Origin of the sequence: Bradyrhizobium sp. LMTR 3, assembly GCF_001693485.1 — a bacterium.
Lineage (GTDB): Bacteria > Pseudomonadota > Alphaproteobacteria > Rhizobiales > Xanthobacteraceae > Bradyrhizobium.
Map to the genome: position 1 here is coordinate 336,189 of NZ_MAXC01000033.1, position 20,342 is coordinate 356,530.

General features: G+C 63.0%; 20 protein-coding genes. 15 read left to right on the top strand and 5 right to left on the bottom strand.

Going from position 1 to position 20,342, the window contains the following annotated elements; genetic code table 11:
• The first annotated feature begins 42 nt into the window (after positions 1 to 42).
• The 8 genes from nuoN (at position 43) to LMTR3_RS22475 (ending at position 7,611) form a co-directional block, all read left to right on the top strand.
• Positions 43 to 1,479 carry an NADH-quinone oxidoreductase subunit NuoN gene (gene nuoN / locus LMTR3_RS22440; RefSeq protein ID WP_065747159.1) on the top strand — a complete coding sequence of 479 codons (1,437 nt, stop codon included), beginning with the start codon at positions 43 to 45 and terminating at the stop codon, positions 1,477 to 1,479.
• Between the two features lies 1 nt (position 1,480).
• Positions 1,481 to 2,293, top strand: coding sequence for a biotin--[acetyl-CoA-carboxylase] ligase (locus LMTR3_RS22445; protein ID WP_065747160.1), 813 nt, complete (start codon positions 1,481 to 1,483; stop codon positions 2,291 to 2,293).
• Positions 2,293 to 3,963: a ribonuclease J gene (locus LMTR3_RS22450; protein WP_065747161.1), complete on the top strand. Its 1,671-nt coding sequence runs from the start codon at positions 2,293 to 2,295 to the stop codon at positions 3,961 to 3,963. Before LMTR3_RS22445 ends, LMTR3_RS22450 begins: the two co-directional genes overlap by 1 nt.
• Before the next feature lie 67 nt (positions 3,964 to 4,030).
• Entirely contained in the window at positions 4,031 to 4,435 is a 405-nt protein-coding gene (gene mce / locus LMTR3_RS22455; protein ID WP_028345795.1) for a methylmalonyl-CoA epimerase, read from the top strand.
• Positions 4,436 to 4,440: 5 nt separating this feature from the next.
• On the top strand, positions 4,441 to 4,716 hold the full coding sequence (locus tag LMTR3_RS22460) for a DUF1467 family protein (RefSeq protein WP_065729130.1): 276 nt from the start codon (positions 4,441 to 4,443) through the stop codon (positions 4,714 to 4,716).
• Positions 4,717 to 4,737: 21 nt separating this feature from the next.
• The gene (locus tag LMTR3_RS22465; protein WP_065747162.1) at positions 4,738 to 5,346 is read left to right on the top strand and encodes a class I SAM-dependent methyltransferase; all 609 of its coding nucleotides are present in this window, start codon (positions 4,738 to 4,740) and stop codon (positions 5,344 to 5,346) included.
• Between the two features lie 133 nt (positions 5,347 to 5,479).
• On the top strand, positions 5,480 to 6,787 hold the full coding sequence (mtnK, locus tag LMTR3_RS22470) for an S-methyl-5-thioribose kinase (RefSeq protein WP_065747163.1): 1,308 nt from the start codon (positions 5,480 to 5,482) through the stop codon (positions 6,785 to 6,787).
• Between the two features lie 341 nt (positions 6,788 to 7,128).
• Positions 7,129 to 7,611 carry a hypothetical protein gene (locus LMTR3_RS22475; protein ID WP_065747164.1) on the top strand — a complete coding sequence of 161 codons (483 nt, stop codon included), beginning with the start codon at positions 7,129 to 7,131 and terminating at the stop codon, positions 7,609 to 7,611.
• A 19-nt stretch (positions 7,612 to 7,630) separates the two neighbouring features.
• Here LMTR3_RS22475 and LMTR3_RS22480 read toward each other — a convergent pair whose 3' ends face one another.
• From LMTR3_RS22480 to LMTR3_RS22495, 4 genes are all read right to left on the bottom strand, one after another.
• Positions 7,631 to 8,668: an ABC transporter permease gene (locus tag LMTR3_RS22480; RefSeq protein WP_065747165.1), complete on the bottom strand. Its 1,038-nt coding sequence runs from the start codon at positions 8,666 to 8,668 to the stop codon at positions 7,631 to 7,633.
• Positions 8,669 to 8,678: 10 nt separating this feature from the next.
• A complete protein-coding gene (locus LMTR3_RS22485) occupies positions 8,679 to 10,181 on the bottom strand; it encodes a sugar ABC transporter ATP-binding protein (RefSeq protein WP_065747166.1) in 1,503 nt (500 codons plus the stop codon).
• A 6-nt stretch (positions 10,182 to 10,187) separates the two neighbouring features.
• On the bottom strand, positions 10,188 to 11,207 hold the full coding sequence (locus LMTR3_RS22490) for a sugar ABC transporter substrate-binding protein (RefSeq protein WP_065747167.1): 1,020 nt from the start codon (positions 11,205 to 11,207) through the stop codon (positions 10,188 to 10,190).
• Between the two features lie 152 nt (positions 11,208 to 11,359).
• Positions 11,360 to 11,761 carry a globin gene (locus tag LMTR3_RS22495; protein WP_065747168.1) on the bottom strand — a complete coding sequence of 134 codons (402 nt, stop codon included), beginning with the start codon at positions 11,759 to 11,761 and terminating at the stop codon, positions 11,360 to 11,362.
• A gap of 452 nt (positions 11,762 to 12,213) precedes the next feature.
• On the opposite strand from LMTR3_RS22495, the gene LMTR3_RS22500 reads away from it, so the two are divergent.
• The 5 genes from LMTR3_RS22500 (at position 12,214) to LMTR3_RS22520 (ending at position 17,437) form a co-directional block, all read left to right on the top strand.
• Positions 12,214 to 12,597, top strand: coding sequence for a DUF2946 domain-containing protein (locus LMTR3_RS22500; protein WP_245319970.1), 384 nt, complete (start codon positions 12,214 to 12,216; stop codon positions 12,595 to 12,597).
• A gap of 93 nt (positions 12,598 to 12,690) precedes the next feature.
• The gene (locus tag LMTR3_RS22505; protein ID WP_065747169.1) at positions 12,691 to 15,072 is read left to right on the top strand and encodes a TonB-dependent receptor family protein; all 2,382 of its coding nucleotides are present in this window, start codon (positions 12,691 to 12,693) and stop codon (positions 15,070 to 15,072) included.
• 29 nt (positions 15,073 to 15,101) lie between these two features.
• On the top strand, positions 15,102 to 16,316 hold the full coding sequence (locus LMTR3_RS22510) for a sialidase family protein (protein ID WP_065747170.1): 1,215 nt from the start codon (positions 15,102 to 15,104) through the stop codon (positions 16,314 to 16,316).
• Positions 16,313 to 16,819, top strand: a complete 507-nt coding sequence (locus tag LMTR3_RS22515; RefSeq protein WP_065747171.1) for a TlpA family protein disulfide reductase — start codon at positions 16,313 to 16,315, stop codon at positions 16,817 to 16,819. The genes LMTR3_RS22510 and LMTR3_RS22515 overlap by 4 nt, the downstream gene beginning before the upstream one ends.
• Positions 16,820 to 16,930: 111 nt before the next feature.
• Positions 16,931 to 17,437, top strand: a complete 507-nt coding sequence (locus LMTR3_RS22520; protein ID WP_065747172.1) for a copper chaperone PCu(A)C — start codon at positions 16,931 to 16,933, stop codon at positions 17,435 to 17,437.
• Here LMTR3_RS22520 and LMTR3_RS37915 read toward each other — a convergent pair.
• Positions 17,416 to 17,625: a hypothetical protein gene (locus LMTR3_RS37915; RefSeq protein ID WP_141686756.1), complete on the bottom strand. Its 210-nt coding sequence runs from the start codon at positions 17,623 to 17,625 to the stop codon at positions 17,416 to 17,418. The genes LMTR3_RS22520 and LMTR3_RS37915 overlap by 22 nt on opposite strands.
• A 41-nt stretch (positions 17,626 to 17,666) precedes the next feature.
• Here LMTR3_RS37915 and proS point away from each other — a divergent pair, with 41 nt between their 5' ends.
• Together proS and LMTR3_RS22530 are read left to right on the top strand one after the other, a co-directional pair.
• On the top strand, positions 17,667 to 18,986 hold the full coding sequence (proS, locus tag LMTR3_RS22525) for a proline--tRNA ligase (protein WP_065747173.1): 1,320 nt from the start codon (positions 17,667 to 17,669) through the stop codon (positions 18,984 to 18,986).
• Positions 18,987 to 19,055: 69 nt separating this feature from the next.
• Complete coding sequence (locus LMTR3_RS22530; RefSeq protein ID WP_065747174.1) at positions 19,056 to 20,336, top strand: lipoprotein-releasing ABC transporter permease subunit; 1,281 nt, start codon at positions 19,056 to 19,058, stop codon at positions 20,334 to 20,336.
• The last annotated feature ends 6 nt before the right edge of the window (positions 20,337 to 20,342 follow it).

A 20,342-nucleotide genomic window follows, 5' to 3' on the forward strand; every position in this document is an offset into this window, starting at 1 on the left:
AGCCGGTTCGCATGAAGAAGACGCGCCAAGGATAAGAACGTCATGAGCTTTTCGAGTGCAGGTTATCAGTTGCTGCCGGTATTGCCGGAGCTGGTGCTCGCCGTCGGCGCCATGGCGCTGTTGATGCTCGGCGCCTATCGCGGGCAGGAGACGACCCGGCTGGTCACCAGCCTTGCGGTGGTCCTGCTGGTCCTGACCGGCGTGCTGGTGTTGATGCTGCCCGCCGGCAAGCTCACGACCTTCGGCGGCAGCTTCGTCGTCGACGATTTTGCCCGCTTCCTGAAAATCCTTGCGATCATCGGCTCGGCGGTGACGCTGATCCTGTCGACGGAGTTTCTGTCCGATCCGTCGCGGCGCATTTTCGAATATTCGATCCTGGTGCTGCTCTCCACGCTCGGCATGATGGTGCTGATCTCGGCCGCCGACCTGATCATGCTCTATCTCGGGCTCGAGCTGATGTCGCTCGCGCTCTATGTGGTCGCGGCAAGCAACCGCGATAACGCCAAGTCCACCGAGGCCGGGCTGAAGTATTTTGTGCTCGGCGCGCTGTCCTCGGGCATGCTGCTCTACGGCGCTTCGCTGATCTACGGCTTCACCGGCACAGTCGATTTTGCGGGCATTGCGGCGGCGGTGAAGACCGGCAGCGTCGGCATCGTGTTCGGCCTCGTGTTCCTGCTGGCTGGGCTCTGCTTCAAGGTATCCGCCGTGCCTTTCCATATGTGGACGCCGGACGTCTATGAGGGTGCGCCGACGCCGGTCACGGCGTTCTTTGCATCGGCGCCGAAGGTCGCAGCCCTTGCGGTGTTCACCCGCGTCACGCTGACCGCTTTTCCGGGCATCGTCCCGCAATGGCAGCAGATCCTCGTGTTCGTCGCTATTGCCTCGATGGCGCTGGGTTCGTTCGCCGCGATCGGACAGAAGAACATCAAGCGCCTCATGGCCTATTCGTCGATCGGCCATATGGGCTTTGCGCTGGTCGGGCTTGCCTCGGGCACGGTGGAGGGCGCGCAGGGCGTGCTGGTCTACATCGCAATCTACGTCGCGATGACGCTGGGCTCGTTCGCCGTCATCCTGACCATGAAGCGCAACGGTCAGGCGGTCGAGCAGATCAGCGATTTCGCAGGGCTGTCGCGCACCAATCCGATGCTGGCGTTCTTCTTTGCGATGCTGCTGTTCTCGCTGGCCGGCATTCCGCCGCTCGCGGGCTTCTTCGCCAAATGGTACGTGTTCGTGGCCGCGATCAAGGCGGGCCTGTTCACGCTCGCCGTCATCGGCGTGCTGACCAGCGTGGTGGGCGCGTTCTACTATCTCACCATCATCAAGCTGATGTATTTCGACGAGCCGGCCGGCCAGGTCGAACCGATGCGCATCGAATTGCGGACGGTGCTGGCGGTTGCCGGTATCTTCAACATCTTCTTCTTCGTCTATCCGGGGCCGCTGGTCAGCGTCGCCACGGCGGCGGCGAAGTCGCTGTTTTAGGATGACCTTCTCGCTCGGTCCCAAAGCCAAATCGGCGGGCTACAAGCTCGCCGCCTTCGACCAGATCGGTTCGACCAACGCCGAAGCCATGGCGCGCGCCCGTAACGGCGAAGTTGGGCCGATGTGGTTCGTGACAACGGAGCAGACCGCGGGGCGCGGCCGACGGCAGCGCGCCTGGAGCGCGCCGCGCGGCAACCTCGCCAGCAGCATTCTGGAAGTCATGGATGTGTCGCCGGCCGTGGCGGCGACGCTGGGCTTTGCCGCGGGGCTTTCGTTGGAAAGTGCGCTGCAGAAACTCAGCCTGGAGGCCAATATGCGCCGGGCCGGCGCGGACTCACTGAAATTCGCCCTGAAATGGCCGAACGACGTGCTGGCGGAGCGGCAAAAGCTCGCCGGCATCCTGCTGGAGGCCGAAGCCGTGGCGGGCAACCGTCTCGCCGTGGTGGTCGGCATCGGCACCAACGTCATTGCCGCGCCCGAGGGCACGCCGACACCGGCGACCTCGCTTGCCGCGCTCGGCGTCCATGTCGGCGCGGAGGAGCTTTTCACGGCGCTGTCGGACGCCTGGGTCGAATTCCGCGGCATCTGGGACAACGGCCGCGGCTTTGCCGACATTCGGAAAGCCTGGCTGGAGCGTGCCTTCGGTCTCGGCGAGCGGGTCGCGATCAACACGGGAACAGCGACCGTCGAAGGCACCTTCGACACCATCGACGAGAGCGGCTGCCTGATCGTTCGCAACGCCGAGGGCAAGCGCGCGGCCGTTACGGCGGGCGAAGTCTATTTCGGCGCGGCGGCGTCGGTGGGGGCAGCCTGATGGCGCGGCCGGATGAACTGACGTTTGCGCCGCTTGGCGGTGTCGGCGAGATCGGCATGAACCTGTCGATCTACGGGCTCGGCAACCGCCACCAGCGGTCCTGGCTCGCGGTCGATCTCGGCGTCTCCTTTGGCGACGAGGAGCATCTGCCGGGCATCGACCTGATCATGCCCGATATCCGCTTCCTGGAGAAAGAGCGCAACAACCTGATGGGCCTGGTGCTGACGCACGCCCATGAGGACCATTTCGGCGCAATTATCGACCTCTGGCCGAAGCTGCAATGCAAGGTCTATGCGACCAAGTTCAGCGCTGCGCTGTTCGAGGCCAAATGCGCCGCCGAGCGCAACCCGCCGAAAATTCCGGTGACGGTGGTGCCGTCGGGCGGCCGCATCGAGCTTGGGCCGTTCACCGTCGAGTTCATTCCGGTCGCGCATTCGATTCCGGAATCGCATGCGCTGGCGATCCACACTTCCGTCGGCACCGTCCTCCACACAGGCGACTGGAAGATCGATCCGACGCCGATCATCGGTCTGCCGACCGACGAGCGCCGCCTGCGCGAGCTTGGCGACGAGGGCGTACTGGCGCTGGTCGGCGATTCCACCAATGCGGTGCGGGACGGGCGCTCGCCGTCGGAAACCGAGGTCGCCGCCACGATCAAGAAGTTGGTCGGCGCCGCCAAGGGCCGGGTCGCCGTCACCACCTTTGCTTCCAACGTCGCGCGGGTCAAAGCGGTGGCGGACGCTGCCAAAGCCGCCGATCGCGAGGTGGTCGTGGTCGGCCGCGCCATGGAGCGCGTGGTGCAGGTCGCCCGCGAGACCGGCTATCTCGATGGCGTGCAGAACTTTCGCGGCGCCGACTATTACGGCCATTTCCCACCCGAGAAGGTGCTGGCGCTCTGCACCGGCAGCCAGGGCGAGCCGCGCGCTGCGCTGGCCCGCATCGCCAACAACGACCATCCGCAGGTGACGCTGAACAAGGGCGACAGCGTGATCTTTTCCTCGCGCACCATTCCCGGTAACGAGAAGGCGGTCGGCTCCATCATCAACGGGCTGATCGTTCAGGGCATCGAGGTCATCACCGACCGCAACGATCTCGTCCATGTCTCCGGCCATCCGCGCCGCGACGAGCTGCGCGACATGATCTCGTGGGTGCGCCCGCAGATCCTGATCCCCGTCCATGGCGAGGCGCTGCATCTATCGGAGCACGCCAAGCTGGCGCGCGCCGCCGGCGTGCCGAAGGTAATGACCTGCCGCAACGGTGATCTGGTCAAGCTTGGCCCCGGCGATTCCGGCATCATCGACGAATTGCCGTCAGGACGGCTTTACAAGGACGGCGCGATCCTGGAGGACTCCAAATCCCGCGCCGTAGTCGAACGGCGCCGGATGGGGTTTGCCGGCTGCGCCTTCGTGGCGATTGCCATGACCGACAAGGGCGAGTTGGCCGACGATCCCGAGGTTGATCTCGTTGGCATCCCCGAGAAGAATACCGCCGGCGAGCTCATCGACGAGATCGTGTTCGATTTGGTGGTCTCTACGGTTGAAGGTCTGCCGCGGGCGCGGCGCCGCGACGCGGACGCCACGGCGGAATCGGTGCGGCGCGCGGTGCGGGCGGTCATTGCCGAGAATTGGGGTAAGAAGCCGATTTGCCTCGTTCACGTTCTAACGGTTTGAGGTAAAAGACCTTTCGGGCGGACACGGGTCCTCGCCGGGAGCGCTAGAGGCAGGGAGTGGAGTAATCATGCTGGGTCGGCTTAATCACGTCGCGATCGCGGTCAAGGACGCGGAAAAAGCCGCCAGGATCTACGGCGGTGCGTTCGGCGCGGAAATCTCCGGCGCGGTGCCGCTGCCGGAGCATGGCGTCATCACCGTGTTCGTGACGCTGCCCAACACCAAGATTGAGTTCATCCAGCCGCTCGGCGACGCCTCGCCGATCGCCAAATTCGTCGAGCGCAATGCCGACGGCGGCATCCATCATATCTGCTACGAGGTGCCCGACATCGTCGCCGCGCGCGACAGACTGATCAGCGAGGGCGCGCGCGTGCTGGGCGACGGCGAGCCGAAGATCGGTGCGCACGGCAAGCCGGTGCTGTTTTTCCACCCCAAGGATTTCTCCGGCGCGCTCGTCGAGATCGAACAGGCGTAATCCAGATGGCCTACAGCATCTCCACCGCGCTTGCGATCTACTTCGTGCTGTGGTGGGTCGTGCTGTTCACGACGCTGCCGTTCGGCGTCCGCAGCCAGCACGAGGACGGCGAGGGCGCGCCCGGCACCGATCCCGGCGCGCCGGTCATGGCGCGGATGGGCTGGAAGCTGCTCTGGACCACGATTGTTTCGGCCGTGATTTTCGGCATCGGGATGTGGGCTTATCACCAGGGCTATCTGAATATCGAGCGGCTATCGAAACTGATGGGGCTGCCGTTCTGAATTTTCGATGTGGCGACGCAAATGGCCTCGAAAGAAGCCGCAGGGATCATCGACCTGTACCAGCGCAAGGCGCGCCACTGGATCGAGAGCCGCGTCCGAACTGGCTTGTTTGAAAAGCCCTGGCTTGACCGCTTTCAGGCGTTGCTGTCGCCCACCGGGCCACTCCTCGATCTCGGGTGCGGCTCCGCCGAGCCGATGGCCGCGTATCTAATCGGGCTTGGCCATTCCGTCACTGGCGTGGATTCCTCTCCGGCCATGATCGACGCCAGTCGAAAGCGCTTTCCCGAGCAGGATTGGATCGTGGCCGATATGCGCAAGCTTGCTTTGCGGCGACAGTTTTCCGGCATCCTTGCGTGGGACAGTTTCTTTCATCTCTCTCACGACGACCAGCGCCGGATGTTTCCGGTGTTTCGCGCGCATGCGGCGCCAGACGCGGCGCTGATGTTCACCAGCGGCCCCGCGCATGGGGAGGCGATCGGGAGTCTTGGAGGCGAGCCGCTGTATCATGCAAGCCTCGACCCCGCCGAATATCGTTCATTGCTCGACCAGAATGGCTTTCGCGTGGTGTCGCATGTCGTCGAGGACCCCGACTGCGGCGGTCATACCGTCTGGCTCGCGCAGCTCATTTGAGACGCTGGGCCAAGTGGGGACGGGAGAGACGCTGGCCGCCAGCCGCGCCGTTTGGCTATGATCCGGTGAACACAAGGCTGGCTCAAACTGAAACGGGAGTGAACTCCCGCGCCGGCACGGGGGGGAGACCACGATGAGTTCACAGCGTCGATCATTGGCTGATCCGCGACAGGACGAATATCGAATTCTTCACGAAGCCGACCTGCGGGACTACCTCGCAGGAACTCTTGCGGTCGCGGCCCGTCTTGGCGGCGCCCCGGCTTCCTGGTCGATCAGCGAAGTCGGCGACGGCAACCTCAATCTCGTCTTCATCGTCAAGGGGGCGGCGGGCGGCGTCGCCGTCAAGCAGGCGCTGCCTTACGTGCGCCTCGTCGGCGAGAGCTGGCCGTTGCCGCTGTCGCGCTCGCATTACGAATATCTGGCGCTGACGCATCAGGCCCGGCTGGCGCCCGGCCTGTTGCCTGATGTGCTGCACCACAACGAGGCGCTCGCGCTCGTCGTCATGGAGCTGCTCGAGCCGCATATCATCATGCGCAAGGGGCTGGTGGCCGGCACTACCTATCCGCGCTTCGTCGAGGACATCACGACGTTTCTGGCGCGGACGCTGTTTCTTTCGTCCGACCTCGCGGTATCAGCCGCCGAGAAGAAGGAGGGAGTCGCCGCGTTCGCCGGCAACCATGCGCTCTGCAAGATCACCGAGGACCTGATCTTCACCGATCCCTACCGCGTGGCCGAGCAGAACCGCTGGACGCAGCCCTGGCTCGATGCGACCGCGGCGGGTTTTAGCGAAGACCTCGACCTCCACGTCGCGATCTCGCGGCTGAAACTGAAATTCCTGAACGCGCCGGAAGCCCTGATCCACGGTGACCTTCACACGGGATCGATCATGGTGACGGAGAGCGAGACCAGGGTGATCGATCCGGAGTTCGCGTTCTACGGACCGATGGGCTTCGATATCGGCGCCGTCATCGCCAATCTGCTGATGGCCTATCTGGCGTCCGCCGGTCACGAGCGTTCGCCGGGCGAGCGCCGCGCGTTCGAGGCGTGGGTGCAGGAGACGGCCGAGGGCGTGTGGAGCGAGTTCGCCCGTAAGTTCCTGGAGCTGTGGCGGACGCAAGCGGGAGGCGATGCCTATCCGCGGACGCTGTTCGAAGGCGAGGCCGGCGCCGCGCGGCTGGAGGCCGAGCGGCAGGCCTATATGGCGCGGCTGTTTGAGGACACCGTCGGATTCGCGGCGGCAAAAATCATCCGCCGTATTCTGGGGCTGGCGCACAACATCGATTTTGAATTGATCGAAGACCCGAAGCGGCGGGCGATCTCCGAGGCGCGCAGCCTGCGGCTGGCGCGGGCGATGATGGTGGATGTGGCGTCGTTCCAGACCATCAGTGCCGTGACGAAAGCGGCGCAGGAAGTGCGGGACTGGCAGCCGGATTTTGCCTGATTGCCTCCGGTCGGTTCACCGGCTCGCGGAGCGAGCGGGCGTTGCCGGACGATGCTGCGCATCGCCTAAGCTGCACCGCGTCCGGGACACGGATGGCAAGGTGCCATCCGCGTCAGCAGGATCATACCGCTGATCGATATCTTCAAGCTGAATCGGGGATGCGCGCTACGACGCTAACTTTTCGGCAGTTCCCGAATTAACCGCCAGCGCGGACATCAAGGTTAAATAACAAGCTTACCCGAGGGATTTGGTTGCTCGCCTCCACAGGACGGCTAACCGTCTGAGCCGCATTTCGAGAGATTTTTTCTGTCGGCTCGCATTTTCATTCAAGGAGCACCTCCATGGTACGTTTAGCAAAACCGCCGATCTTGGGCGCGATCGATCTTGAACGCGAGATTGAAGAAGAGTTTCGCAAACTACCGTCAGTTCGCGAATCCCAGCCGACCGACTACGCGCCGCCGTCCGTACGCGCTCCAGAGTTGGGGATGCCGGATTATGTGGAGCATAGCGACGGCGCAACGGAGATCGGCAAGCTGTCCGCGGAAGCTGTCGTGCGCGAATATGAAGCCGCCGCGAAGGATATCGAGGCCCTGGGCGTTGAGCTCATCGAGCAGGCCCGGCAATGCGAGGCCATGACCCGCGAGGCGCTCGCGGTGACCGAAGAACTGAAGGAGACCGCAGCGCGCTATCGCGCGGAGGCCAAACGCGTCTTCCTTCAAATTGAGAGCTGCTCGTTGCTGACGGCGGAGGTACGCAAGATCTGCGAAGAAATGAAGGACAAGATCGCAGCTCCGGCCTTGGTCGAAACGAAAGCCGGGGAGTAAAGTCCGAGCCGCCCAGGTCTCAGTCGGCCGTCCGCTCCCGCAATCTCTGCGCATAGACGTTGATCACCAACGCAGCCAGCAGGATCAGCCCGCGGATCAATATCTTCAAAAAACTGTCGATGTTGACGTGATCGAGTCCGTTGTTGAGGACGCCGAGCACGAACAGGCCGACGATGGTGTTGCCGATGCCGCCGCGGCCGCCAAACAGGCTGGTGCCGCCGACCACGACGGCGGCGATCGAATCCAGAAGATAGGTGTCGAACTCGTTCTGCTGCGCGCTGCCGAAATGCGCGACGCCGAGCATGCCGCCGACGCCGGCGCAGACCGCCGAGATCACCATGACGCTGCCGAGGATGAGCTTGACGTTGAGGCCGGAATATTCCGCCGCCTCGCGGTTTCCGCCGACCATGTAGACGTAGCGGCCGAAGCGCGTGTAGGTCAGCACCAGATGGCCGCCGAGCAGCATCAAGGCCGCCACGATCACGATCCAGGGGATGCCGCCGATCGATGTCGATCCCAGCGTCGTGACCAGCGGGGGCACCTTGTAGGCGATCTGGCCGCGCACCAACAGCGCCGAGATGCCGGCCGCGATCTGCATCATCGCCAGCGTCATGATGAAGGAGGGGATGCCGATCACCGTCAGCCCGAAGGCGTTGACGAGGCCGAGCAGGGCGCAAAGCGCCAGCGCCAGGAGGATCGCGGCCCATCCAGGCATCGGCACGTTGGCAATGTTGACGTAGGATTCCTGCAGCGTGAAATAGGCGACCGCAATGCCGGTGACGTTGGCGATGGCGGCGATCGAGAGGTCGATTTCGGCGCAGAGAATCACGAAAGTTAGGCCGACGGCGATGATGCCGGTGACCGAAATCTGGGTCAGGATGTTGCCGAGATTGTCCAGCGTCGCAAACGAGGGGCTGGCGGCGGCGAAGAAGCCGAACAGGCAGATCAGCGTCAGGAACGGCGCGATGTTGCGCATCTGGGAGCGCAGCATCACGGCGAGCCGGTGCGGGCGTTTGCGATCCGAAGCGGGGACTGTCACGCTTTCACCTGAAGTCATGTCGGTCTCCTCACGCCGCTTCGAGCAGGCGGTCCTTGCTGATCCGTTCGTTGGAAAATTCCCGCACCACCGCGCCGCGCTTGAGCACGATGATGCGGTCGGCGAGCGACAGCACCGTCTCCGGCTCGGTGGAGAGCACGATGACGGCGAGCCCCTTGGCGCGCAAATCTCTGACGATGTGGATGACGTCGTCCTTGGCGCCGACGTCCATGCCGCGGGTCGGTTCGCACAGCACCAATAGCCGCGGCGGATAGCTCAACCACTTCGCCAGCGCCACTTTCTGCTGATTGCCGCCCGAGAGCATGCCGAGATCGAGTTCGACGGCTGCGGGCCGGATCCGCAACTGGTCGACCTGGCGCGCGGCGATCTCGCGTTCGCGCGACGGCTTGAGCAGCAGGGATGAAATGCGGTCGAGGACGCTGATCGAGATGTTCTTGTAGACCGGCTCCTGGTGAAACAGCATGTCGCGCCGGCTCTCGGGCACGAAGGCGATGCCGGCGCGGCGTGCGCCGGCCGTGCTGCGGAAGGCCTTTTGTTCTCCGGCGATCGCCAGCGAGCCCTGGTCGGGTTTGAGCTTGCCGAACAGGATCCGCGCCAGTTCGAGCTGCCCGCATCCCATAAAACCGTAGATACCCAGCACTTCGCCGGCGCGGACGTCGAACGAAACGTCGCGCAGGCTGCGGGCGAGCGACAGCCCGCTCGCGTTCAGCACCACCGGCTTCTCGGCGGGCGGCGGCAGCATGATGTCATGCGTGTAGGTCTCCTCCAGCGCCTCGCGGCCATGGCCGATCATGGCCTCGATCAGCGCGGGCTTGCTGGTATCGGCGGCCCTCGTCTCGGCGACCTTCCTGCCGTTGCGGAACACCGTTACGACGTCGGAGACGCGCAGGATGTCCTCGATGAAATGCGAGATGAAGACGATGCTGGTGCCTTCATCCCGCAGCCGCTTCAGGGTCGCGAACAGGCGCTCCACTTCGGGCGGCGACAGCGCCGAGGTCGGCTCGTCGAGGATGATGATGCGGGCCCCCGAGAACAGCACGCGGGCGATCTCGATCAGTTGCTGCAGGCCGATCGGGAGGTCACCGAGCCGCGACATCGGATCGACGTCGATGCCGAAACGTTTGAGTTGCTCGCCGGCCTCGCGCGCCATGCGCCGCCATTGCACGAAGCCAAAGCGGTTGGTCGGCTGGTTGCCGAGAAACACGTTCTCGGCCACCGACAGATCGGGCGCCACGCTCAGTTCCTGATGCACCATGGCGATACCCGCCGCATGCGCGTCGCGCACCGAGCGGAAGCGGGTCTCCCGGCCGTCCAGGATAAAGCGGCCGGAAAAATCGGCATGCACGCCGGCGATGATCTTCATCAGCGTGCTTTTGCCCGCGCCGTTCTCGCCGACGAGACCATGGATCTCGCCGGGAGAAAGCGCGAAGTCGACACCACGAAGGGCTTCGACGCCGCCGAAGGCCTTCGTGATCTCTTGCAGTTCGAGGATGGGCTTAAGTCCCGCGGACATGCTGGCTCAGATCAGGAAATGGTCCTCCATCCATTGCATGCCGGCGGCATTGGCCTTTGTCACGACCGGGCCGTCGGTGATGACGTGCTTTGGAATACCCTGTCCGCTCTTCTCGCCCGCGGTCACCGCGGCGACGCCGGCAATGATGGCGCCGCCGTGGATGCGGCAGGAGGGATTGCGGACGGTCGCGAACATGCGGCCTTCGCTCACCGCCTGGATCGCCGGCGGCATGGCGTCGACGCCGCCGATCATGATGTTGGTGCGGTTGCGCGCCTTCATGATGTTGTAGGCGGCCAGCGCCATGTCGTCATTGTGGAAGAAGGCCGCGTCGATCTGCGGGTGCTTTGTCAGATAGGTCTCCCACAGCCGCGCCGTCTTCGAGACGTCCCAATCCGCGGGCTGGGTGTCCAGCACCTCGATGTTCGGGAACTGCTTCACCACCGTGTTAAAACCCTTGGCGCGGCCCTGCGCGCCGGTATGGCCGAGCGCACCCTGCGTCATGATGATCTTGCCCTTGCCGCCCATGGCGTTGCACAGCGCCTGGGTCACCGAAGCGCCCATGAATTCATTATCGGGCGCCAGGAACGAATGAACCTTGATCTGATCAAGCGGCGCGATCAGCGTGTCCATGTCGATCACGGGAATGCCGGCATCGATCATCTTCTGCACGGGCTGGGTCAGCGTGCCGATGCCGAATGCCTGGATGGCCACGAAATCCCATTTTTGCGACGCCATGTTGTCGATCGCCGCGCGCTGCTTGACCGCGTCGAGCTGGCCGTCGAACCAGGTGACTTCGACGTTGAACAGCTTGCCCCACCATTCCGCCGCCTGCTTGCCCTGGGCGCACCAGGTCGCCTGCAGGCCTGCATTGGAGAACGCCGCCTTCAACGGCTTCTCTGAACGTGCGGCCGCCGCCAGCGCTGGATTAATACCCAGTCCCCCGAGCAGGGCGGTGGCTGCGCCAGCCACGCCTGCGGCCTGAAGAAGGTCGCGCCTGGTCGTTGCCGTTTTGTCAGTTCCGGACATCGTTTGCTCCCTCGCTTGTCGTTTGTTATCGCCGTCGGCGTCGATTGCACGCACCGCGGATCGAGGCAGTCTTTCACACTCGGCGCGTTTGCGCCACCGGATGACTTGATCGTCGGTATCAATGAGCGCCGGGAGACTTTGGTCTCGTCATTTCACTGCGCTGCAACGAGGCCCTCGATCTCGCCGAGCAGTTTTTGCCACGCCGCGTCGATTTCGTCCGACCAGTCGGCTGCGATGATGTCGCGCAGCGTCTGCGCGATGATGCCGAAGAAGGCGACGAACAATTCACGCGGCGTGCCGTAGGAATCGTGCGAGGAAACTTCCGATGCGATTAGGCGGAAATGGCCGGTGCGTTCGCCGGCGAAATCCAGCATCGCCTCGATCGTCAGGGCCAGCATCGAGCCCTTGACGAGCTCGCTGCCCTCGGTCCGAAACATCGTGCGCGCTTCGGGATGCGTCTCGAACAGGCGGCGATAGACCAGCGGCGTCAGATCTTCGCAGCGCTCGGCGGCCAGTTCAAAACTTCGCTCGATCGGATTTGACGATGCCGTCATTGTCGCTTGCGATCGTAACGAAAAAAAAGAGCAGGGCACCAAGCCCTGCTCAAAAATTGTGTCGACCCTTAATTTCCCCGAAAATTGAGATTTGATCTTGATTGTCGAGGCGACGCTGCTTGTGCGCGTCAGGGCTCCTCCCGAGACTTGGACCACCAAGCTTTGCCTGTCGGCAAGCCTGAGCCCGAATTGGTAGACCATCTTTTTCGTCTTGTCACCAATTTCGGCAACGTTTGTTCAAAATTCCAGCACTCTGCGAAATGATTGGGAATTTACGACCAGGGGTTGTGGATTTAGCTCCAATTCGCCCGAGGCTTGGTATCTTGGTAGGGCGCCGTCCAAATGCTGCAAAACGCATCGCTTTTAGCCAAGTTTACTCCTTGAAGCTGCAACATAGTTCCGGGAACCTGATCTCGACTTCAGACTCCAGGGGTGATTAAGGTCTGAAGCGGATGGGTTTTGCGATGCGCCGGCGGCTGAAGAATTTCCTGCCAATCGTCCTGATTGCTCTGGTGGTGCAGATTTTTGCACCGATCGGCGCATGCTGGGCGGCGAGCATCGCAAGCTCCGATCCACTCGCCGGAGCTATGATCTGCCACGGCGATGGAGCGCCTGGCGCCGGGCAGGCCGACCAGACCGGCCACCGCGCCCATGACGGATGCTGTTCGGTTTGCAGCGTGCTGCAGACCGGAGCGCCGGTCGACCCGCCGCAGACTGCGACGATCGACATCGATCGGGTTGCCGAGCGGGTGGCCTGGTTCGACTTTGCTTTCCGGCTGACAAACGCTCGCGCCGGCAGTCACGCGCAGGCGCGCGCGCCTCCTTCCATTTCCTGACCTCACTTGACCTTCGTCAAATGGTGCGGCCGCGGCCGTGCCAGTTCGTTCAATTGAGCAAGCCAGCCAAAGCGCTGGCGTCAGGAATGTTCTATGTACCCCCATCGTGTTTTGGGAAGCGCGAGCCTGCTCGTGCTCGGCAGTGCGCTATCCCTCACGCCCTCGAACGCGACCGCCCAGACGGCGTTGCCGGCAGTGACCGTCGACGCGCCGCGCGCCGCGGCTGCCAGACCTGCGGCCCGAAAGCCGGCCATTCGCGCGTCCGCCAGGACGCAGGCGAGGCCGCCTTCGGCCAACCCCGCGCCTTCAGCGTCGCTAACCGCGGGCATTACCCCGAGCGTGGCGCGCGCTCTCCTGTACCAGGCACCCAATGGCCAGACCGAGACGACCATCGACCGCAGCCGCTTCGAGAACCGGCCGTCCTTCTCCGTGGCCGACGTGCTGCGCGAGAGCCCCGGCATTTCGGTGAAACAGGGCAACGGTCCGCGCGATGTCGGCATTTCCATCCGCGGCTCCAACGCCCGCAACGGCTTTGGTATCCGCAACCTCGTGATCTTCGAGGATGGTTTTCCGGTGACGCAGCCGGATGGACTTTCCCGGACCGATCTGATCGACCCGCGCGCCTATAGCGCGATCGACGTCATCCGCGGTCCGTCGTCTGCGCTCTACGGCAATTACGCGACCGGCGGCGCGCTCAATTTCCGCACCCGCCCGGGCGGCACGATCGACGGTGTCGAGTACGGCGCCGATGGCGGCAGCTTCGGCTACCTCAACAACTACCTGGCTGCCGGCAAGAAGGTCGGCAATTTCGAGGGCTCGCTGTTTGCGAGCGACGCGCGCGGCGATGGATTTATCGGCAATAGCTGGTTCAATACCCAGACGGTGAATTTTCTCGGCACGCTGCACGCCACGCCCGACGATCGCTTCACGGTCAAGTTCATCAACAACAATCTCGATACAAGGCTGCCGCTCCGGCTGTCGCTCAACCAGTACCATCAAAACCCGTTCCAGCAGGGCTGCGACATGGCCGGCGTCGCCGGCTGCGCCTCAGTTAACCTCCTCAACAACGGCTTCAACGGCACAAGAACTCCGATCACCGCTATCCAGGCCGGGCTTGGCCGCGAAGATCGCCGCACCATCGTCGGCGGCAGATGGGAGCACGATTTCGACAACACGACCACCTGGCGCAACCAGTTCGTGTTCGACGATCGCAATATCAGTCAGCCGACCGGAGCAACCAGCGCGATCGGCGATTTCCCGTCGTACAACTACATGAGCGACGTCACCAAGCGCGGCGAAATCCTCGGCATGGAATCGACGACGTATTTTGGCGCGTTCTACAACACGCTGACGGCGTCGAGCGATACGCGCAACGTCATGCCGGGAGGCAATGCGAGGCTCGGTCTTCTGCAAAGCAATACCTGGAGCGACACCACCAACTACGGCGTTCGTGCGCGCGAGGAATTGAAGCTGACGCCGCAACTGACCGCCATTGCCGGCATCGGATGGGAAACCACGCATCTGAAGGGGATCAATTCCGCCTACAATTACGGAAGTTCGCCAGTTCCGATGCCGACGATCACCACGACGACCGCCGACCGGCAATTTCAGAACACCGCGCCCGAGCTGGCGCTGCTCTACAAGCTGCATCCCGAATGGCTGTTTCGCGCGCGCGTCGCCACCGGCTACGGCACGCCGCAGGTCGGAAATCTCTTCGTTCTGCCGAACGGTCAGAACGGCAACAATACGCAGCTAAGAACGCAGAAGAATATCGGCTACGACCTTGGCTTCGACTGGACGCCGAACAGCACGCTCAGATTCAGTGCAACCGGCTTCTACGAGTTCTTCAAGGACGAGCTGGTGACCCAGGCGACTCAGGTCGGCGCGCCCAATGCGAGCTATACGTTCAATGCGCCGAGATCGGAGCATCGCGGCGTCGAGCTGGCGGCCGATTGGCAATTCCTGCCGGGCTGGCGGTTTACCGCGGCGTACACTTATCTCGACGAGATCTACACCCAATACACCGAGAGTATCGTCAACGGCGCAACGTTCAGCTTCAACCGTGCCGGCAACAAGATTCCCGGCATCTCGCCGAACGAACTCACCGCGCGCCTTGGCTATGAGCAGATGTGGGGGCCGCTCGCGGGCCTCGGCGCATTCGTCGAGGTGCAGTGGAAAGATTCGTTCTACATGGACAACGCCAATCTCTTGAAGGCGCCCGGCTACGAACTGGTCAATCTCAACGTTCACTACAAGACGGATCTCGTGTCCGATTACTTCAAATCGTTGAGCATGTATGTCGAAGTCAGGAATGTCTTCGACCGGACCTATGTGGCTTCCGCGAACAACATCGCGAACTCGGTAACGGCCGGTGGTATCCAGAATCCCGCCGGCGTATTGGCCAACACGACCGGCTCGATCTACGCCGGTTCGCCGCGCGCGTTCATCGCCGGAATGAAGCTGGCGTTCAAATGACCGGACAACACTTCAAGAGGAGTAAAGCCATGCTGCGAATGAGCCTGCTCGCGATGCTCGCCCTCTCGCTCTGCCAGCCCGCCGCGCATGCGCAAATGAGCCATCATCAGCATGCCTCGGAAGCTGCATGCGAGGAGGCCATCTTGCGCTGCGCGTCGAAGGTCGCGCCGGCCTTCGCGCCGGACGGAACGCTGTGGCTCGCCTGGATGGCGGGAGGCCAGATATCGGTCGCGAGTTCGAAGGACGAGGGGCGCAACTTTTCGACGCAGGTCCAGGTGACCGGGGAAAAGCTAAACCTCGATTGGGGTCCGGATGCGCGTCCGCAGATCGTCATCGACAAGAAGGGCGGCATTGCACTGGCGTTTTCGCGCTTCCGGGACAAGGCCTTCAATGGCCAGGTGCTGACCACGAGGTCGACCGATGGCGGCCAGAGCTTTGCCGCGCCGCAGCCGATTACCTCAAGCAACGAGAGCCAGCGCTTTGTCACACTCGGCCTCGATGCTGACGGTTCGGTGTTTGCGGCCTGGATCGACAAGCGCAACCGGGCGCCTGCGCGTGAGGCGGGCAGGAAATACGAAGGGGCAGGGCTGTTCTTCGCATCATCCAGGGATGGCGGCGCGACCTATTCCGAGACGCACCTCGCAGCCGACAACACCTGCGAATGCTGCCGGCTCGGCCTGGCATTCGCAGGCGCCGGCCGTCCCGTGGTGGTGCTCAGGAACATCTTCGAAGGCGGTGTGCGCGATCACGCGATCATGACGTTTGCCGATCCGGCGACGCCGGGCGAGGTTCGCCGCGTCAGCCATGACGACTGGCAGATTGCCGCGTGCCCGCATCATGGTCCCAGTCTTTCGATCTCGCCCGCCGGGACTTACCACGCGACCTGGTACACCAACGGCAAGGCGCGCAAGGGGCTGTTCTACGCCCGCTCGCAAGACGAGGGGCGTACGTTTTCCGATCCGCTTCCGCTCGGCCGTTCCGACCGCAATCCCACGCGGCCCTACGTGCTTGCCGGGGCGCGCGGCGCCACCATGGTCTGGAAAGAGTTCGATGGCGAGAAGACCGCGGTCAACGCAATGACGTCGCATGATGAGGGCAAGAGCTGGTCCAAGCCGGTCGCGATCGCCACGACGACGGACACGTCTGACCACCCGTTGCTGGTCAGTGACGGGCAGAAGGTCTACCTTTCGTGGATGACCAAGGCTGACGGCTATCGCCTCCTGCCGATCGGAGACGGTTCATGAAACGCCTCCTGCTCGCCGTCATATTACTCATTGCGTGTCTCGGCGCCGCGCCCGGCGGAGAAACGCCGTCCGAGCTCACGCTCAAGCCGTTCGTGCGGGGAAGCTGGCAGGACGTGCTGCGTTCGCATGCCGGGCGCCCGACGCTGGTGCATTTCTGGGGCGTCACCTGCGGCCCTTGCAAGGTCGAATTGCCGCTGCTCGGACAATTCATGAAGGACCATTCCGAGATCGACGTTGTGATGATCAGTGCCGACCTTGTTCCGAATCTGGACCGCGCAACGCGCGCGATGCTGGAGAAGGCCGGGCTGGGATCGGCGGAGAACTGGATTTTCAGCGACGGCTTCGTCGAACGCCTCCGGTTCGAGATCGATCCCGCCTGGCAGGGGGATATCCCGCGCACGCTCCTGATCGGGCGGGATGGAACCGTGACCACGATCGAAGGTTCGGCGGAAATACCGGACCTCGAAAAATGGTTGGTTCAGCAAAAGGCCGCGAAGAAATAAGGGCGCAATCCCGCTATTGTGAACATGCACGTTGCATTCTCACGTTAATGCAACGGCGGCCTCGGCCGTCCGTTGTGTGCCGGCCATACTTCATGAATCGAAAGATATCCGATGAAACCTGTCTTGCCATTGTTCGCCTTCGCCACCCTGTTTGCTCTCCTGGGCACGCCCGCGCACGCCCAGGAGGTCAAGGCCGGAGACCTCGTCATCAAGCAAGCCTGGAGCCGCGCTACGCCGAGCGGCGCAAAAATCGCCGGCGGCTATCTCACCGTGGAGAACAAGGGCAGCGCGCCGGACAAGCTCGTTGGCGGCTCGGGCGATAACATCGGCAAGGTCGAAATTCACGAGATGGCGATGAAGAACGGCGTCATGACGATGCGGCCGCTCGACAAGGGCCTGCCGATCGAGCCGGGCAAGACCGTCAAGCTCGCGCCCGGCGGCTATCATCTGATGCTGATGGATCTCAAGCAGCCCTTCAAGCAGGGCGACAAGGTGCCCGTTACCCTCGAATTCGAGAAGGCGGGAAAGGTGACGTTGTCGCTCGACGTGCAGGGCGTCGGCGCGCGGGGGCCGGCGGGGGGTGAAATGAAGCACGATCATTCCGGAATGAAGAAATAGGCGGCGAGCAATTTGTAGGATGGGTGGAGCGAAGCGATACCCATCGCCTTCGCGGTTACAGGCATTGATGGGTATCGCTTCGCTCCATCCATCCTACGAAACCCTGCCAAAACGACCCACAAATCCGCGTTTTCGGCGGCTTTTTCGCGGCTTCCGGCCTTGTATTTTCGCAGCCGATCCGGTTTCACTGCACGTCTTCCGGTAGCCCACTGATTCCTCGAGTTGTCCCATGCGGTTGTCGCGGTTTTTTCTACCCATCCTGAAAGAGAATCCGAAAGAGGCGGAGATCGTCTCGCATCGGCTGATGTTGCGCGCGGGCATGATGCGGCAGGAGGCGGCCGGCATTTACGCCTGGCTGCCGCTGGGCTTCCGGGTGCTGAAGAAGATCGAGCAGATCGTCCGCGAGGAACAGGACCGCGCCGGCGCCCTGGAACTGTTGATGCCGACGTTGCAGCTCGCCGACCTCTGGCGCGAGAGCGGACGCTACGACGCCTACGGCCCGGAGATGCTGCGCATCAGCGACCGCCACAAGCGCGAATTGCTGTATGGGCCGACCAATGAGGAAATGATCACCGAGATCTTTCGCGCCTACGTCAAATCCTACCGAAATCTGCCGCTCAATCTCTATCACATCCAGTGGAAGTTCCGCGACGAGCAGCGCCCGCGTTTCGGCGTGATGCGCGGCCGCGAGTTCCTGATGAAGGATGCGTACTCCTTCGATATCGACGAGGCGGCGGCGCGCCGTTCCTATAACCGGATGTTCGTCGCTTACCTGCGCACCTTCGCGCGAATGGGATTGAAGGCGATCCCGATGCGCGCCGAGACCGGGCCGATCGGCGGCGATCTCAGCCATGAATTCATCGTGCTCGCGGAAACCGGCGAGTCCGGCGTGTTCTGCAACAGCGACGTGCTGAACCTGCCGATCCCGCCCGACGACGTCGATTACGACGGCGATCTCACTTCGATCATCAAGCAATGGACGTCGGTCTATGCCGCAACCGAGGACGTCCACGATGCCGCTCGTTACGAGCACGAGGTGCCTGCCGACAAGCGCGTCAACACGCGCGGCATCGAGGTCGGTCAGATTTTCTACTTCGGCACCAAATATTCCGATGCGATGAAGGCGCTGGTCGCCGGCCCCGACGGCATCGACGTGCCGATCCATGGCGGTTCCTACGGCGTCGGGGTCTCGCGGCTGGTCGGCGCCATCATCGAGGCCTGCCACGACGATGCCGGCATCAAATGGCCGGAGGCGGTGGCGCCGTTCACGGCTGTGATTTTGAACCTGAAGCAGGGCGATGCTGCCGTCGATGGCGCCTGCGAGGAACTTTATCGCGAACTTCAGGCCAAGGGCGTCGATGTGCTCTATGACGATACCGACCAGCGCGCCGGCGCGAAATTCGCGGCCGCCGACCTGATCGGCATCCCCTGGCAGATTCTGGTCGGGCCGAAGGGCCTCGCCGAGGGCAAGCTCGAGATCAAGCGGCGCAGCGACGGCTCGCGTGAGAATCTCAGTCCGGCGGAAGTGGTGGCGAAGATCGCGGGATAAGATATCCACCGCGGCTGATATGTTGGCCAATACGGCCACATTTGGCCCGAATCATGGGATTATCGAGTAATGGATGAGACCATGAACGAGACAGCCCGAACTCCGCCTTTTGCGCCCTTCGAATGGCTGCTGTCCGGGCGTTACCTGCGGGCGCGTCGCAAGGAAGGCTTCATTTCCGTCATCGCCGGCTTTTCGTTCCTCGGCATCATGCTCGGCGTCGCCACGCTGATCATCGTGATGGCCGTGATGAACGGTTTTCGCAAGGAGCTGCTGGACAAGATTCTCGGCCTCAACGGTCATCTGTTGGTGCAGCCGCTGGAATCGCCGCTGACGGACTGGAAGGACGTCGCCGAGCGCGTCAGCCAGGTTGACGGCATCCGCCTTGCCGCGCCGGTCGTGGACGGCCAGGCGCTGGCGTCCTCGGCCTTCAACGCTGCCGGTGTGCTGGTACGCGGCATGCGCTCTGCGGACCTGAACAACCTCACCTCGATCGCCAAGAACATCAAGCAAGGCACGATGGAGGGGTTTGACGAGGGGCAGGGCGTCATCATCGGACGCCGGCTCGCCGATCAATTGTCGCTGCATGCCGGCGACACCATCACGCTGGTTGCGCCCAAGGGCGCTGTGACCCCGATGGGCACGACGCCGCGCATAAAACCCTACAAGGTGGCGGCCGTGTTCGAGATCGGCATGTCGGAATATGACGCCAGCTTCGTGTTCATGCCGCTGCCGGAGTCGCAGGCCTATTTCAATCGCAAGGACGACGTGACTGCGATCGAGGTATTCACCACCAATCCCGATCGAATCGACGCGTTCCGCAAGAGCGTGACGGAGTCAGCCGGACGGCCGGTGTTCCTGGTCGACTGGCGGCAGCGCAACTCGACCTTCTTCAACGCGCTTCAGGTCGAGCGCAACGTGATGTTTTTGATCCTGACCATGATCGTGCTGGTTGCCGCGCTGAACATCGTTTCGGGCCTGATCATGCTGGTCAAGGACAAGGGCCAGGACATCGCCATCCTGCGCACCATGGGCGCCTCGCAGGGCTCGATAATGCGGATATTCCTGATCACGGGCGCTGCGATCGGTGTGGTCGGCACGCTGACCGGATTTTTCGTCGGCATGCTGATCTGCCTGAATATCGAATCGATCCGGCAGTTCCTGTCCTGGATGACCAACACCGAATTGTTCTCGCCGGAACTCTATTTCCTCTCCCGGCTGCCGGCCGAGATCGATTTCGGCGAGACCACTGCGGTGGTGATCATGGCGCTAACGCTGTCGTTCCTGGCGACACTCTATCCGTCCTGGCGCGCCGCGCGCCTCGATCCCGTCGATGCGCTTCGTTATGAGTGAGGGCGC